Raw genomic sequence first — 14,772 nt, forward strand, 5'->3', positions numbered from 1 at the left:
AAGGCGGCACGCGGGACCGAGTGCAGCGACGAGACCGGTTCAATAGCGGCACCCGGGAATGGGGCAGTGATAGCGATCGCCGCAGGCGAGCCCCTTTCCCGAGTGCCCCCGGCGAGGAGCTCCGCATCCCTTTGCGCGAGGGATCGAAGCCGACGGCGGCTGAGACGCAAAGCGGCTCGGTTCACGAGAGCCCGTTGCAGCACTGGCCGCACGCGCTCAGCAGCAGAATCCGCCAAGACTTGAGATCTAGATTTCCTCACGCGCATTCGTCTGCGCGTCATAGATACAGATCTGGAGCATGGGAAAACGTTTCTTCAGTTCTTCACCACCTGCCCTGGCGCCGTCCCTGGTTGCAAATTCGGTTTTGAGTCGGCCGTCCACTTCAAGCGCGTAACCAGAGGCCGGCAGTTCACGATTGGCTGCAACCATTTCATTCCCATTGTGTAGCAAGGTGGTTAGGAATGATGAAGTAGCGTGAGTCGCCTCAACTGCGCCAGACTAGCGCCGTCCGCAAAACCGCGGAGATCGGCCATCGCACATTGTGGATTGACGCCTCGCATTGCATTCCATCAAGGATGGGCATTTGCATCGTCCGAGCAGTCGGACGGCTTTCCGCCCGCACGGATGCATGCGCGATAGAACCACGGCGCGACGTAGCTGCCCTTCCAGAGTCCTCGGCCGGCGCGCTCAGCCTCGCGCTGAGATTCGTGATATCTGCCCTTCGAGTATTGCGGCCAATCCAGCGCGAGACCGTTGTGCACAAGCTATTCCGCAAGATCTCCGCCCGCGACGGAACAGGTCGCGACCGTGCGGCCATATTGGTCGAGACTGAGAGGGACGCAATTGACGGGGCGCCGGGCAATGTAAGCGTCGAGATCGTTCGCAGCCTTCGAACCACAGCGGTACTGCAAACTGTCCTCACCGCGACATTGCTGAGTGCTTTCCGGAGCATCCACTCCCCAAAGGCGGATCCGCATTCCCCGAATTTCCAGCGTGTCGCCGTCAATGACGCTGGCCTGACCGACAAAATTGTCGGCCAGAGCCGCGCTCGATAACAGCAGCAGCAGCATCAATATAAAGGCTCGGCGTTTGTTCACGGCGTTGGGTACCCGCGATTACCGCAGATCGCGGGGATTGGATTTTGGCCAGTTCTCAAGCGGCTTGAGTACCGGCAGGTTCTCTGGTCGCTCGGGATAATGAAATTCCGTTCCGCGCAGCCATCGACCTTCGAAACGGTCCCAGAACAAGATCGCATCCATCTGCCAGGTAAACTCATAGACCCTCCACACGCCGTCGTTCTTGATGACCTCACCCGTTGCGTTGAAGGGCAAGCTGTTGAGCTTGCAGAGAGCATAGATCTCATCCCAGTGCTCGCGGATATAGCGGTCCTCCAAGACCACGTGATAGGGCCGGTCGGCACGCCAGCGCGGGACATCCCCACGCGGATAAAAGCCTCGGCGCGGCATCAGGAATTCGGGAATGCGCGCGATTGCCTTGCCGATCCGACGCGCCTCATCCGACGAGAGCTTGCCGACGCCAAAGCTGTAGCGCTGTGCGTCATCGCGGCAATAGAGCCACGCGAGGGTCACGCCGTTGGCGTCCCTGACCACATAGCATTCAGAATTTTCCCGGACCAACGTCCAGGGCGGCTTGAAACGACGGCTTGACTCCATGAGAACAAAATAAGAACATACCCCATCGACGGTCAGCCCGGAACAGACTTGTCCTCGGTCTCAAAGCCGAACCAACAGGACGATGGCCTGGATGCCGCCGTCGAGCAGGCGATCGCTGGTGGCGATATTCGCGCGGCTATTCGCGCGCTTTCGGGTCTGCTTGCTCAATTTGTACGTGTTGTTGTGATATCCTGAGCGGGTGGGAATTGAGCTGGTCGCGGCACGCAATTAGTATCGATGCACATTTCGTGCGTGGGCCATGTCTGTTGACCGCCTTACGAAGCACCACGTCGTCGAGAGAGCAGCTCTCAGATATTTTAGGTGCATAGAAATGGCATTTTGGGATGGGCGCGGGCCTGCAAAGGAAAACATCCGGCTGTTTGAGGCGGCGAAGACGTGGAGGCGCTATGGCGACGAAATCGACGCGACCACAGGCGAAGTTAAGGAACGAGGCGCGGTGCGCGCGATTGAAGGTTTCCTGCTCAGTGGGCTGAACGCGACGAACCTTCTGCTGCTGACCGGAGCTGGGTCGTCGTTCTGCGTTGCGAATGGCGCGGGATCGAAGCTGAAGGTAAAATCCGCCCCAGGGCTGGTCGATCTCCTGGCCGCGGCGAAGGCTGCCATGGGTACCGCAGCCTTCGACAAGGTGCTGGGGATTATCCCGAATGGCAAGAAAATCGCGGACATCGAAAAGCTGCTGACGCAATGCAAACTCTATGTGGCGCTCTATGGCGACACGGATGCGAACGGAAAACTAGTCGCTGAGTTCATCGCTAGGGCCGAGGTCGCGATCCTGGCTCGAGTGGATTTCGTGGATGCGGAGACGGACCTGGTCGCGCATCAGGGGATCCTGCGCAAACTGGCACGGCGCGGCGTGCGCAAGCCCCGCACCAAGCTGTTCACGACAAACTACGATCTGGCTTTTGAATATGCGGCGCGGCTACAGCGTTTTGTTGTGATCGACGGCTTTTCGCATGCGGCGCCACCGGTCTACGATCGATCGCATTTCGGGCTCGATGTCGTTCGCCGTGACAATGCGAAGGAGGCACCTGACTATCTCGACAGCGTCGTGCAACTCTATAAGCTCCATGGCTCTATTGATTGGCGACGTACAGCGACGGAGATTATCCGTTCGCGCGGCGACGAGGGACAGCCGGTCCTGATTTATCCGCGCGATAGCAAATATCAGGAGGCGTTCGAGCCGCCTTATCTCGACATGATGTCGGCCTTCCAGACAGCACTGCGCGAGCCCGACACAACGCTTTTGGTGGCCGGCTTCAGCTTCAACGACAGCCATCTTGCCCAGCCGGTGCTTGCGGCTCTGGAGAGTAATATGAGCTTCCGACTTGTGGTCTGCGATCCAGTGTTCGTCGATCCGGCGCTTATCGATGCAAATCCGTTGAAGGTCGACAGCGATGCCACGAAGAATGAATTTCACCGCAAGCTAATCCGCCTGGTGCAGACGGGGGACGAGCGGGTGATGCTGCTGAACGGGCGCTTCGAGGATTTTGCCCTCGCGCTTCCCGATCTCGTAGCCGAGACGGAACGCGAGCGCCATGCCACGCGTATCAAGGCTCTCCGGGACGCGACCGCAGGCCCCGGCGGAGCGAAGCCATGAATGCGCCCAGCCTCGTCGATCCCGACCGCTATATCGGTACGGTGACCTATGTCGGCGCGTCGCTCGTACAGGCGAACCTGCCACAAGCGACAGCGCGGCCGGAACGACGGCGCCTTTCGCGAGGGGCGGTCGGCGAGTTTGTGTTCATCGACTGTGAACAATATAAGTTGCTTGGTCGCATCCTTGAGGTCCGAGTACCCGACGTTGAGCGTCTCAGTCTCGAGCCGAGCCTTGGCACGCCTCCCGAGCCGCACCCGATCGGCCGCATCCAGCTCCTGGCAACGATCGATGCGGCAGGCCAGCGCGTTCAGCGTGGCTTGAAGACCCATCCGCGTGTCGGAGACGGTGTCTATCTCGCGAGTGCGAACGCGTTCGGCGGCCTCATCTCGAACACTACGAACGAACCGGCTGACGTCGCGCTGGAGCTCGGCACGCTCGATGCGGGCGGCGGCGTTCCGATCCGGCTATCCGCCGAGAAGCTATTCGGCCGGCATTGCGGCGTGCTAGGCGCGACCGGCGGCGGCAAGAGCTGGACCATCGCCACCCTACTTCAAGAGATCAGGGCCGCGGGCGGCCGGGCCATTCTATTCGATCCGACCGGTGAGTTCGCCGACATTCCCGCCATCTCGAAGCACTACACATTCAATCATGCCGAAGGCACTGCCCAGATTGTCTATTTCCCCTATCAGGCAATGACCGAAAATGATCTTTTTACGTTGGTGCGTCCGTCCGGACAGAGCCAGGGGCCGAGGCTCCGTGACGCGATCAAGAGCCTCAAGCTGGTGAACGCGGCTGCGGGCGCTGCGATCGCCGGCGTGACGGTGACGGCGGCAGGGCTTGTGGAGAAAACGAATAGGCCTCGCGCACCCTTTTTCACGGCGATCGACCACTATCGCGCCCAGGTCAACACGCCGTTTTGTACATTCAACATTCAGAACCTGCCGGACCAGGTTCAGAGTGAATGCGTGTGGTCGAATTCGCAGCAGAATCCCGGAAGCTGGGGCGGGCCCGAGAACACATCGATCAGCTACTGCGAGTCGATGATTTCGCGGTTGCGGACCATGATCCATTCGCCTGAACTGACCTGCGTCTTCGGCACGGCAGGCGCATCGCTGGCCAACATCTTAAATGACTTCTGCACGAGCGACGATGATGATCTGATCCGCATTTCGTTCAAGAATGTCCGGTTCGAACATCACACGCGTGAGATCCTACTCAACATCATCGGTCGATATCTGCTCGATTGTGCACGGCGCGATGTCTTCCGTGATCGACCGATGATCGCTTTTCTCGATGAGGCGCATCAGTTCCTTGGCCGCACCGTTGGTGACGAGTATGGCAGCGTCTATCTCGACGCGTTCGGCCTGATTGCGAAAGAGGGCCGCAAATATGGTCTTAGTTGCGTACTGGCGACTCAACGGCCGCGTGATGTCCCCGCCGACGTGCTGAGCCAGCTTGGGACACTGATCGTCCATCGTCTGACCAACGACCACGACCGCGACACTGTAGAAAAGGCCTGTGGCGATCTCGACCGCGATGCGGCGATGTTCATTCCAACCTTGGCGCCAGGCGAAGCGATCGTGATCGGACCAGATATTCCGGCGCCGGTACCGCTCCTGATAAGCCGCCCTTCGAAGCCGCCGAATTCGAAGGGGCCAGCGTTTCAGAGCTATTGGAGCAGCCGAAGAAAGCCTTGATGCTTCGACATTTAATCCACACGTTGAAGCTGCAACCATTCCGACGTAGGCGCTGTATGGCACTGCGCCAGGATTGCCACAACCCTTGAATGGCTGGGCGACGTAAGCTCTAAACTCAGCGGTTAGTTGATCCTGCCCAAGCTAAATGACCGTCCGCAGATGCAGACCGTTCGCCGTTGATGGCGGTTCGAAGACGCCGCCGGCAATACTAGGTTTGAAGTCACAGAGGCGGCCGAGTAACCGCGATTGGCTGTTAAGCGGATCCCAATTTGCTACCGAGCCCCGATATAAAGGTTCGCAATCGCTACCAATATCCAAAGCGGCATCGGCAATCCACCCAAGCTTGCTGGAGATCTTAGTAAGACGCCGTTGAATGTCTTGCAAGCGATCTGCCGATCGCCGACTGCATTTCGGCATCATTGAGAATTCTCACTCCATCGCTATCGAACATCTACCTAAGCTCGAAATCTGCTTAGGCTTCAAGAGCTGCCATAGACCTTCGTTCCGGAGCCACCGCAGCGTCCACCGCCACGTGAATGCATTCCCCCAACCTTCGGACGTAGTCCGTTCGCTCATGGACGGGCCGGCGCATCATGAAGGACGGATGCTCCAGCCGTACCAATGTCGGTCCGGCGCGACGGCCGGCTTCGAAACGCGCGCTCTGGACCCTGTGAAGGGCTTCTCCGACGATCGAACTCAATCCGATCACCACGTCAGAACTGCCCAGCCGCCACAAGGCATGCGCCTCGAGTTCTTCGACCAGTTCACCACAACTCGGGTAGCGCTCCCTGCCCTCCTTGTCGAAGAGAGCGCGGGGTATGACGTTGTCAAAGCGCAGGGTGACCTCGCCGGACGCGGCGCTCGCCTCGATTGCGCTTCGCAAAAACTTGCCTGACCGAGAACTCGGAGAAAATGCAGGAAAGGGCTTCGACGTCGCCGGATCGAACTTTCGGCATGGTCCCAAGAACAAAATCGTCGCCCGCTTCATCGCAATCGCTGCTCCCGCATGATCATCGCCAGATTGTGGCGAATGATATCGACCGGCACCTCGCCGAATTGCAAACCGGTCGAAAAGTTGAACTCATCCCGATCCGGCGGACACTCCGCATCATCCATCCGGTCCGAATAATCCAACATGGCCTCCGGCAAGTGACCCGCATCAAGCAGCCGCTGCCAGTCCGGTGTCCCCGGATAAGGCCGGTATTCGAAGACACTGCAGCGGAAACGACCCGGCATCCCTGCGGTCAGGTCCCACAGCCGCCTGATCAGCGTCAGTGTCTCCTGATGCTCGTCGCGCGTCTCAGTAGGCAGGCCAAGGATGAAATAACCTTTAACATCGATCCCGACCTGGCAAAGTCTTGTCACGGCACGCACGATCTGGGCGACTGTGATCTTCTTATCCACGTGGCCCAATACCCGATCGCTTCCGCTCTCGATGCCCAGGGCGACTTCGCGGCAGCCCGCGGTCACCATCAGATCGAACAGCTCAGCTCTTGCCCCCGCAAGGACGTTGATCCGGCCGGTTGCGTCCCACTTCATGTCCAGGCGCGCGTCAACAAAGGCATTGAGCGTCGCGCGCATCAACCGCTGGTTCGCCAGGAACAGATCATCGACGAACCGCACCCTTTGCACCCCGTACCGCGCCTTGAGATCGAGAATTTCCGTCATAATGCCATCCGGCTTGCGCATCCGCACGGTGACGTCTGGGTTGCTGCTTATGGCCGCGCCACAGAATGAACAGTCGAACGGGCAGCCCCGCGAAGCGACCATTGCGGACTCCAGAACGCCTCCGTCGGAGTATGGATCCTGGTCGAGGTGGCTTCTGTCCAATAACGGCATTGCGTCGACATCCGGCGCCAGCAAAAGCCGGTTCTTGCTGCGCACCGCGGGCATCACCGGCTTTCCGTCTTGGCGCCAATAAACGCCTGGGAGCTCCTGGCGGGACTTCATATCCGTGAGCAATAAAGGCACCCGCGTCTCGGCCTCCCCGAGCACAAGCGCATCGATGCGAGGAATGCGTAAATCTTCGAGGATTCCGCGCGGCATGGCCTTGGCCTGATGACCGCCCAGCATCACCGATATTGAAGGGTCGAGCAGTTGCAGAAGGCGGACACTGTTCGCGTAGGTCGGCGCCAGCAGGTTTAGTCCGATCCAGCGTGGGCTTGCTTTGTTGAGTAGCGCGGCAACCTCGGAGAGGCCGAGGCCTCTGGCTTCAGCATCAAGGACGCGGACCGAGAAGCCCTTATAGTTGGCATAAGTCGCAATATAGGCGAGCCCGAGCGTTGGCAGCGTGAAATCGTTGCGGCGCGTCGACTGATCGTAATCCTTCAGAGGCGAGTTCACGAGGACGAGATCGCACCCGCTCTCGATCGCCGGCCCCGGCGTCATGATGCGCCGGCCCGCTGAAAGACGGGTGCGATCTCGTCAGCAAGCTGCTGGGCGATCGTCGTTTCGTCGACCGATGCATCGACCGCTCGCACGTCGTGGCCATTCGCGGTCAGCACCGCAGCCGCTTCATCGTATAGCGCAATCTCCTCGTCAATTTGGAGCCGGTCTTTGAACCAATCGGACTTGCGAGGCCGACTGCAACGCCTCGCATCCAATGCCGGTGCATCGAGCTGCAGAACGAAAGTCACCGCCCCAGCCAACAGAGGTCGATTAGCGGCATACAGATAGTCGAAGGGAAGGCCGGCGAAACGTTGATAGACCAATGTCGAGACGACAAAGCGATCGCAAAGCTGCGGGCGCTGCGCGCTCTCTCTTAGCTCAGCGCGAGCTGCGGCCGTTGCCAGGGCCAGCGTCAGAGGTCGCGCGGGCGCGTTGGCCAAGTCTCGAATGACTGTGCTCCAACGGCCGCTGTCGTTGTTGCTACACCTATCGAACGCAATATTCTCCCGGAGCAGACGGTCCGAGATCAAGTGAAGCAGCGTGGACTTCCCAATTCCGCTGGGCCCCTCGAGGGCGACGATGGGAAACCAGGCCGTGGTGCAGCTGAAATCGCCTGCCAACATCTTCAAAAAAATCCACCATGTCTTTGACGGCCTGAAAACGCCGTCTCGGTCTTGACGCGACGCACACAATTCGAGCGCAATCCCTAGGTGAAACCCGGGCATATTGCCGCCTATCGCGCGATTCGGATACCACGACTTTCCGCCCTATTGTTGGCGTATTGCTGCCTGTGCTTTGTTGCAGGTGCGAAGGGCGAGACCTTCGTGATCCGGTCGCGTCATCTGCGAAAAATTCCTCTCTGGCGCATTGCGCACGCTACAACCGGAACTACATTAGATAGATTCCTTCGTTTTATGATAGAACCCGCTATTGCCCGTGCCAATCATACGACCCGCGCCATCCGACCTGCCGCCGTCCCTCAAAAACGTGGTCGAATACCGGAAGTCCGGCCTCAGCCTGAACCACGTGGTGGGCTGCCCACTCGACTGCGGCTACTGCGTGCGTCATCTGTTCCAGAACTTTGAGATGAAGCAGCCTCATCTGGTACTGAACGACGGTGAGGCGGTCGACCTTCTGGTCGGCCATTGGGCGTTTCGGCCGCACACGACGCCCATTCAAATTTTCAACCGCGCGACCGACCCGTTCCTGCCAGGGGTGAAGGATCATCTGTTCGCGACGCTCGAGCTGTTGGATCAAAGGCAGCTCACCAATCCTGTCCTGGTAATCAGCCGGTGGAAAATCGACCGACCGGACGTCGAACGCCTGGATCGATTGCAAAACTTACGACTGACGATCCTCGTCACCTGGTCGGGCATCGAGGACGATCGGATCGAGCCCGTCGACAGTGTTCATGCCGAAAACTCGCTACGCATCTTGCATGAGCAAGCCACCAGAACAAAAACGATTCTATACTGGCGACCTCTGATCGCGGGGCTCAATGACAGCGACCAGCATATCAGCCGCGCGCTTACGCTGTCTTCGCTTGCCGATGCCACCGTCTTCACCGGCCTGTTTCATCGCGCCGAGATTCGCGAACATCTGCGTCTTTCCGGCGTCCCCGATATCTATCCAGAAATTGCTCGTCGAAAAATCCTGCCGGCCGAGACGGAAAAGCGCGTCGTCGATGCGTTCGCCGGCCATCCCCTGTTCCGCAAGACGTCCTGCGGGGTGGCTTATGTGCACCACAGCTCCGACTACAACGGACACTATGGCATACACGAAATCTGCGATATTTGTCCGCCCGAACAGATCGCGCGGTGCGCCCTGGTCCACCGCAAACCCGAGGTTACGCAAGTGAAGGAACTTGCTGCCATCGCCAAGTTGGAGACGGACCATGTCGCAATTGATGACCGCCGAATCGAATTGAGCAATAGCTCGGAGCAGCAGCGCTATTTCATTCAACACAGCTTGAACTATCAGGTTCATGATAGAGCCCATCCCCACAGGTTCGGGCGGCATGGACGAGCGGAGCTTGGATGGAAGTAGAGACTGACCATTTCTGGGTCGTCGACGTCGAAGGCAGTGGCGGAAGTCCGCCCGAGATCGTCGAACTGGCGATGTTGGAGCTCAAAGGCTTTGCTTTGACCGACAACCAGCGCCACTGGTTTGTTCAGCCTGGTCACGGGATCAAGCCCACGGCAACGCGGATCCACGGCCTGACCGATGACGACGTTGCCGATGCTCCATTTTTCGACGATATCGCCGATGATGTCCTCACGTGGATCGAGGGCGTTGCTATTGTCGGCCACAACGTCAAGATTGAGGTCGAAATCCTCGCGCGATCTCTGCCCGATTGGGTGCCCCGAGCCGCCATCGACACCTTGAGACTTGCCAAGGCGCTCAAGCCGGGGCTGGCATCCTACGGTTTGGCAAATTTAGGAGCAGAACTCGGACTAGCCAACAAGGCCGCACACATGACTGGTCGACGCCATCATTCGGCGCTCTACGACACCACCCTGACGGCCCTGCTGTTCCTCGAACTGCTCTCACCGCTGTCGCGGAGCGACCGTGCCAAGGCGATCCGGGACGCAAACATTCTCGACCCACGGCAGGGATCTCTGCTGTGAGCTTGTTGCCCGTCAAGATCGGAATTACCGGGACGCATTCAACCGGCAAGTCGTCGTTCTTCGAGGCAATGCAACGCGAGCTAAAGCCGCTCAATTTGCGCGTCACTCGGATCGGCGACTTCGCGACGAGGGCGAAGGCCCTTGGATTTCCGATTCTCAGGGATCACACGTACGAAAGCACGTTGTGGATCATGACCGAGTGCATGCGTCTGGAAGCCGAGGCATCTCTGTCTTTTGACGTCATTCTGGTCGATCGTCCGGTCATTGACGCTCTGGGCTATCTGCGAGCAGCGCTCGAGTTGACTGGCAGAAAGATCGAGAAGCGGCGCCTTGATGCCTTGAGCGAGATCGCGAACGCGCACACCCCCCTCTATGATGTGCTGATCAAGACCTCTCTCGACAGTCGAATTGAGCTCGGCCAAGGCAGGGACCAGGATCCCGACTTTCGTGACGCCGCCGCGCGATGGATCGAGACGCTGGTAAGTGGCGTTGTACCCTCGGCCCTAACTTTGACCTCGTCCAATCGCACCGTGATCGCCCAAAGCGTCGTTGACCACATCGCGCCTCATCGCCGGCTTTCTGAAAACTCATGACCGACAATCCGTCGTCTCTGCGCCGCATCGGTCTCGGATGCATGCCACTCACAGGCATTTACGGGCCTATCGAGCGCGAGCGAGCCATCAAGATCGTTCGGCATGCCCTTGAACTTGGGATCACACATTTCGACACGGCGGAGCTTTATGGTCCTTATCTGAATGAGGAGTTGCTTGCCGACGCACTGGGCTCCGATCAGGCGCACGTCGAGATTGCCTCAAAATTCGGCTATCGCATTCAGGACGGCAGGATTGTCGGACTGGACAGCAGACCACATTCGATCCGCCTTGCGGTGGAAGGCTCGCTGCGACGATTGCGGCGGGACCATTTGGATGTGCTGTACCAGCACCGGCCGGATCCGGCGGTACCGGTCGAGGAAGTCGTCGGCACAATGTCGGATCTGGTCCGGGAAGGCAAAGTGTTACATCTTGGCCTGTCCGCCACGGATGCAGCAGCACTGCATCGTGCGTCGACCATCCATCCAATATCATTCGTCCAAAACGAATTCTCCTTAATCCAGCGCGCCCCCGAAGAAGCCCTTGTGCCAGACTTGCTGAGGACTTCTACCGAGCTTGTCTGCCATTCCCCGCTCGGCCGCGGACTGCTTGCCGGCCCGCTTCCGACGGATCACCGGCGGCCCCCTTCGGACTATCGGGGCAAGGACCTTCGCTATCAGCCTGAGCGCCTCGCTGCGTTGAATGGCCAGCTTGAACCGCTCTGGCGCATCTCGACTGCCCGATCGATTTCACCTGCAGTGATTTCGCTGGCATGGTTGCTTGCCAAGAGCCCTTCCGTCCGCGTCATTCCCAGCGCAACGAGCTTGGAACAGCTGAAAACCAATGTTCGTGCCGCGGATCTCATTCTCACGAGCCGCGAATTTGCCGACCTCAACCTGATCGGCAAGACGGACGGGTAGTCACGGCAATAGGCCTTCTGAAGTACGCAATACGCTTAGATCTTTCACGGTACTATTCTTTTTGGGTGCAATGCGGCTTCATCTCATGCAAAAGTTGCGTGTGACGGATGCCCAATCCTGTGATTCAGGTGAATGGGGTTCCTCAATGAGGGACGGGTTCCCGAAGGCAGGCTTGTGCCCTTCACAGGATCATATGGTGACCATTCTCTTGGCGTGGGGAGCGCGAGCGGCGGACGACAGGCCTTGAATTTGTAATTATTTTCAATCGCTTGCGTTGAATGGAACCCCAGAGCGAGCGATACTTGGGCAGGGAACCAGGGTCCAAAAGATCGTTGAATTTCCACTGCGGATACACTAGATTGCGTAGAGATCGCTGGACATAGGGCGTGAGCACAACCAGCCCCTCCTGATGGAAACGTCAGGGCCATCTCATGAGATGGGCAGCCCCGAAAGGGGTCAAGAGGTTCGCCCCGAGACATCTCACGATGTCGCACAGGCCCGAAAGGGCCTGTTCGTTTTTCTACCACGGTCTCTTTCGATTCCGATCGAAGCTGCGGCGTGGCGACTGCCCCTTCAGCGTCAGATTGACCAAGGTCGCAAATTTCACCTGACCGAACGTTGCGACCCGCCTGCTTGAATCGCGCACAAACGCGCTCCGGACCCGCATCCTCAACTTGGCGCGCTTGTCTCCCTTCCACCGCTCAAGCGTGAATGGAATCACATAGTGAAGCGGGTCTTCGCCCTCCCCCGCAGCCAATCTCACAACGAGACAGCGGTCGCTTTCGCCGAGCCATACCGCCCCATTCACAGCCTGCTCAATGTGCGCCCAAATATCCAACGAGGCCAGATACCGCTTCTCGCAGAAGCGACCATCCTTCCTCGAGCATGGAGCAAACTTGGGTCGTTTGTCGCCCTCGGTAGCATCCTCGGTGAAGCAGTGATCGGAAAACTCCACCAAAATATCTTGCTGCTCACCGTTGAGCTCGATCGAAATGACCGTCTCGTCCAGATGCCGGAGATCGTACGACTTCTCGCCGATCTTGAAAATTCCCCAACTGACCGCCAAGACAATCCATCGCTGTTTTGAACCAGCACCCTGGGAGGCCGCCGGAAGCTATTGCACGCCGGAAAGACCGGGATCCTCAGCCTGATCGCGCCCTTCTAACGAAGGCCGCATTGGAGGCCGCGGGGACAGCGCCTCCTTCCGGGGAACACCATCCCGAATGTGACGTCGGCCAGATGGGCTGAGTAACAAATCATCTAATTAAGAAAGCCGCCGATCGCAACCGTGAGGCGGCTTTCGAATCAAACTCTCCAAATCAGGCCGATCGCCACAACAAGAAGGTCGGCTCGAACGGGTAAATTCAAGGCCTACGCGATCGCCCGTCGGGGGAGCGTGAGCACGGTCAGGATCTCGTCGTCCGGGAGAAGGAACGACTGCTCCTCCACCTCGTACCGATCACATCCCTTGAAATCGAACCAGGCATCGGCCGGATTCTTTCGGGGAAAGCTCTGCTCGTCGGCGCCCCTGAACAGCATGTCGGCGGCAAACGACTGATCGTCCAGCGCCCTGACGGGGCGCCACCATTCCGCGATCATCGGTGATGTCTTGTACCAGAGGCGCTCCCGCCTGTTGTGGCAAACAATGACCATGGGGAAGTGGTTCAACGCGGTCATCTTCACGAGCGTGGCCGTGAGACTGACGTCGAACTCATCCGCCAACTCCCTGGACGCCGCCAAAGTGAGGCGCTTCATCTTTCGAAGTCGCGGAAGAACCATGAAATTCGGAAGGATCAGATCAGAGGCGAAGTCGTCGGCACGCCGCTCTGGACTGAGCGCATCATTCCTGAAATTGCAGACGTCATTCTTGCCGCAGAAAAGAACCTTTCCGCGGTCATAGTGCCAATGTCCAAGTTCGTGTCCGAGGGAAAAGCGGCGACGCTGGCGCATGCTGAGGCTATTGACTGAAATGACAGCGCGCTTCTTCGATCCCACGATCGTGGCTTCGCAATTGTCGATCGGCCTGTAATTGACCACTGCGCCCTGCGTCCAAGCGATGGCGTCCAGGTCAATATCTTTGGGCTCTTCGATCCCGAGTCCAACAAGCAGGCGCTCTGCCGGGGTCATTCTTGCCCTTCTTCCTTGTCCTCATTTTCAAGCGCCTCAAGCTGCGCCAGATCCTTCAACAGGTTCTCCTCATCGCGCTCCGAGAGCTTGCCACCCTTGCGCGCAGCCATCATTGAATGAGGGATCTCACCGGATCGCATTCCATCGAGACGACGACGCGACTTCGTAAGGTCGAAGGTCTTGACGTTCTCCTGCTCACGGTATGCCTTCGATGCATCCTGAGCCCGTTTGAAACGCAAGCGAGCGGCCCGCACCTTCGCCTGCTCCAAAGCGCGGCCGGCGCGGGCCACCGCCTTGTCGAAATCATCGCCGGCTTCCTTGAAGTCTTCGCGCAGATCGGCTTCTGACGCTTCAAGGATGCTGTCGTCGATGGCCCGGTCGAGCTTTGACAATTTCTCAAGGTCTGTCGGATCTCTGCTCATCGTTGCCATCCCTTCGGATACTCCCGACGGGCAATGCGCCGGATCTTCTTGATCACGTAGTCCAGGCGCGCCTGGTCGACGCCAAGAAAATCCCGCAGCGCCTCGCCCCTCATGTCGTTATCCCAGCCGAGTAGCACCATGCTCATCTCCTCGTCGGCGCCGTAGTGCACGTTCAGCGCAGCACAGACCTCCGATGCCCGCCGATCCTGTTCCACCCGGATCGCCACGTCCTCCGGGCTCGGTCCCGAAGCTTTCAACTCGAACTTCGACTTGCGCTCAGCGGTCGTCACATCCTCCACCGGAACCTGTTGCTCAAGGCGGATGCGGCGGTGGCCGGCGATGTTCCGCATCGACTGGACCAGGAAGGCCATGAACCTGGTGATCCGCGGGCAACGCTTCTCTTCGAAGAGCGCTGAACACATCGCCTCCTGCAGCAAGTCACCCTCGGCGAAGTCGGTCCCACCAAGGTAGCGGCGTTCGATGGCGTCCAGGCGAGCAAAGTCGAGCGGCGTCAGCCCGTCCAACGCCGACACCACCTCGTCGTAGGTCAGGTGCTCGGTCGCGGAGGCCGATGCTTGGGGAGGCGGCACGCTGATGTCGTCCATGGCTTCACGCATCCTATGCCGGCCAAAAATTTCTTTCGGACAAAAAAATGGAGTCCGAAACGCGCAACTGGCCGGCATGCATGTGTAGAGGCGACCGGTTTCGAT

At 58.9% G+C, this 14,772-nt stretch carries 17 protein-coding genes; 7 read left to right on the forward strand and 10 right to left on the reverse strand.

All coding sequences use genetic code 11. The features are described 5' to 3' along the window. Positions 1-246: 246 nt before the first annotated feature. The 3 genes from ACVIIV_RS36605 to ACVIIV_RS36615 all read right to left on the reverse strand — a co-directional run bounded on the left by ACVIIV_RS36605 (position 247) and on the right by ACVIIV_RS36615 (position 1,589). Positions 247-429, reverse strand: a complete 183-nt coding sequence (locus ACVIIV_RS36605) for a hypothetical protein (protein ID WP_456748535.1) — start codon at positions 427-429, stop codon at positions 247-249. Between the two features lie 335 nt (positions 430-764). Beyond that, positions 765-1,070, reverse strand: a complete 306-nt coding sequence (locus ACVIIV_RS36610) for a thermonuclease family protein (protein WP_456748536.1) — start codon at positions 1,068-1,070, stop codon at positions 765-767. A 45-nt stretch (positions 1,071-1,115) separates the two neighbouring features. Next, positions 1,116-1,589: a hypothetical protein gene (locus ACVIIV_RS36615; RefSeq protein ID WP_456748537.1), complete on the reverse strand. Its 474-nt coding sequence runs from the start codon at positions 1,587-1,589 to the stop codon at positions 1,116-1,118. 132 nt (positions 1,590-1,721) lie between these two features. Between ACVIIV_RS36615 and ACVIIV_RS36620 the strand changes: the two genes are divergently transcribed. The 3 genes from ACVIIV_RS36620 to ACVIIV_RS36630 all read left to right on the forward strand — a co-directional run bounded on the left by ACVIIV_RS36620 (position 1,722) and on the right by ACVIIV_RS36630 (position 4,988). After that, on the forward strand, positions 1,722-1,868 hold the full coding sequence (locus tag ACVIIV_RS36620; RefSeq protein ID WP_456748538.1) for a hypothetical protein: 147 nt from the start codon (positions 1,722-1,724) through the stop codon (positions 1,866-1,868). Between the two features lie 136 nt (positions 1,869-2,004). Then, positions 2,005-3,291, forward strand: coding sequence for an SIR2 family protein (locus ACVIIV_RS36625; protein WP_456748539.1), 1,287 nt, complete (start codon positions 2,005-2,007; stop codon positions 3,289-3,291). After that, entirely contained in the window at positions 3,288-4,988 is a 1,701-nt protein-coding gene (locus tag ACVIIV_RS36630) for an ATP-binding protein (protein ID WP_456748540.1), read from the forward strand. Before ACVIIV_RS36625 ends, ACVIIV_RS36630 begins: the two co-directional genes overlap by 4 nt. A 472-nt stretch (positions 4,989-5,460) precedes the next feature. On the opposite strand, the gene ACVIIV_RS36635 is transcribed toward ACVIIV_RS36630, so the two are convergent. The 3 genes from ACVIIV_RS36635 to ACVIIV_RS36645 are packed head-to-tail and all read right to left on the reverse strand — an operon-like array spanning position 5,461 to position 7,999. Beyond that, the gene (locus tag ACVIIV_RS36635; RefSeq protein WP_456748541.1) at positions 5,461-5,976 is read right to left on the reverse strand and encodes a hypothetical protein; all 516 of its coding nucleotides are present in this window, start codon (positions 5,974-5,976) and stop codon (positions 5,461-5,463) included. After that, a complete protein-coding gene (locus ACVIIV_RS36640; protein ID WP_456748542.1) occupies positions 5,973-7,376 on the reverse strand; it encodes a B12-binding domain-containing radical SAM protein in 1,404 nt (467 codons plus the stop codon). The genes ACVIIV_RS36635 and ACVIIV_RS36640 overlap by 4 nt, the downstream gene beginning before the upstream one ends. Continuing rightward, positions 7,373-7,999 (reverse strand): AAA family ATPase, encoded by a 627-nt coding sequence (locus ACVIIV_RS36645; protein ID WP_456748543.1) that lies wholly within the window; start codon positions 7,997-7,999, stop codon positions 7,373-7,375. The genes ACVIIV_RS36640 and ACVIIV_RS36645 overlap by 4 nt, the downstream gene beginning before the upstream one ends. 313 nt (positions 8,000-8,312) lie before the next feature. Here ACVIIV_RS36645 and ACVIIV_RS36650 point away from each other — a divergent pair, with 313 nt between their 5' ends. The 4 genes from ACVIIV_RS36650 to ACVIIV_RS36665 are packed head-to-tail and all read left to right on the forward strand — an operon-like array spanning position 8,313 to position 11,513. Continuing rightward, positions 8,313-9,422 carry a radical SAM protein gene (locus ACVIIV_RS36650; RefSeq protein WP_456748919.1) on the forward strand — a complete coding sequence of 370 codons (1,110 nt, stop codon included), beginning with the start codon at positions 8,313-8,315 and terminating at the stop codon, positions 9,420-9,422. Further along, a complete protein-coding gene (locus ACVIIV_RS36655; protein ID WP_456748544.1) occupies positions 9,413-10,003 on the forward strand; it encodes a 3'-5' exonuclease in 591 nt (196 codons plus the stop codon). The genes ACVIIV_RS36650 and ACVIIV_RS36655 overlap by 10 nt, the downstream gene beginning before the upstream one ends. Next, positions 10,000-10,596 carry an AAA family ATPase gene (locus ACVIIV_RS36660; RefSeq protein WP_456748545.1) on the forward strand — a complete coding sequence of 199 codons (597 nt, stop codon included), beginning with the start codon at positions 10,000-10,002 and terminating at the stop codon, positions 10,594-10,596. Before ACVIIV_RS36655 ends, ACVIIV_RS36660 begins: the two co-directional genes overlap by 4 nt. Then, on the forward strand, positions 10,593-11,513 hold the full coding sequence (locus tag ACVIIV_RS36665) for an aldo/keto reductase (protein WP_456748546.1): 921 nt from the start codon (positions 10,593-10,595) through the stop codon (positions 11,511-11,513). Before ACVIIV_RS36660 ends, ACVIIV_RS36665 begins: the two co-directional genes overlap by 4 nt. A gap of 520 nt (positions 11,514-12,033) precedes the next feature. On the opposite strand, the gene ACVIIV_RS36670 is transcribed toward ACVIIV_RS36665, so the two are convergent. The 4 genes from ACVIIV_RS36670 to ACVIIV_RS36685 form a co-directional block, all read right to left on the reverse strand. Next, the gene (locus tag ACVIIV_RS36670) at positions 12,034-12,579 is read right to left on the reverse strand and encodes a hypothetical protein (RefSeq protein ID WP_456748547.1); all 546 of its coding nucleotides are present in this window, start codon (positions 12,577-12,579) and stop codon (positions 12,034-12,036) included. Between the two features lie 305 nt (positions 12,580-12,884). After that, on the reverse strand, positions 12,885-13,640 hold the full coding sequence (locus ACVIIV_RS36675) for an ImmA/IrrE family metallo-endopeptidase (RefSeq protein WP_456748548.1): 756 nt from the start codon (positions 13,638-13,640) through the stop codon (positions 12,885-12,887). After that, positions 13,637-14,062, reverse strand: a complete 426-nt coding sequence (locus tag ACVIIV_RS36680) for a hypothetical protein (protein WP_456748549.1) — start codon at positions 14,060-14,062, stop codon at positions 13,637-13,639. Before ACVIIV_RS36680 ends, ACVIIV_RS36675 begins: the two co-directional genes overlap by 4 nt. Beyond that, a complete protein-coding gene (locus ACVIIV_RS36685) occupies positions 14,059-14,667 on the reverse strand; it encodes a hypothetical protein (RefSeq protein WP_456748550.1) in 609 nt (202 codons plus the stop codon). Before ACVIIV_RS36685 ends, ACVIIV_RS36680 begins: the two co-directional genes overlap by 4 nt. Positions 14,668-14,772 lie beyond the last annotated feature (105 nt).

This window comes from Bradyrhizobium sp. USDA 4354, from assembly GCF_054060315.1.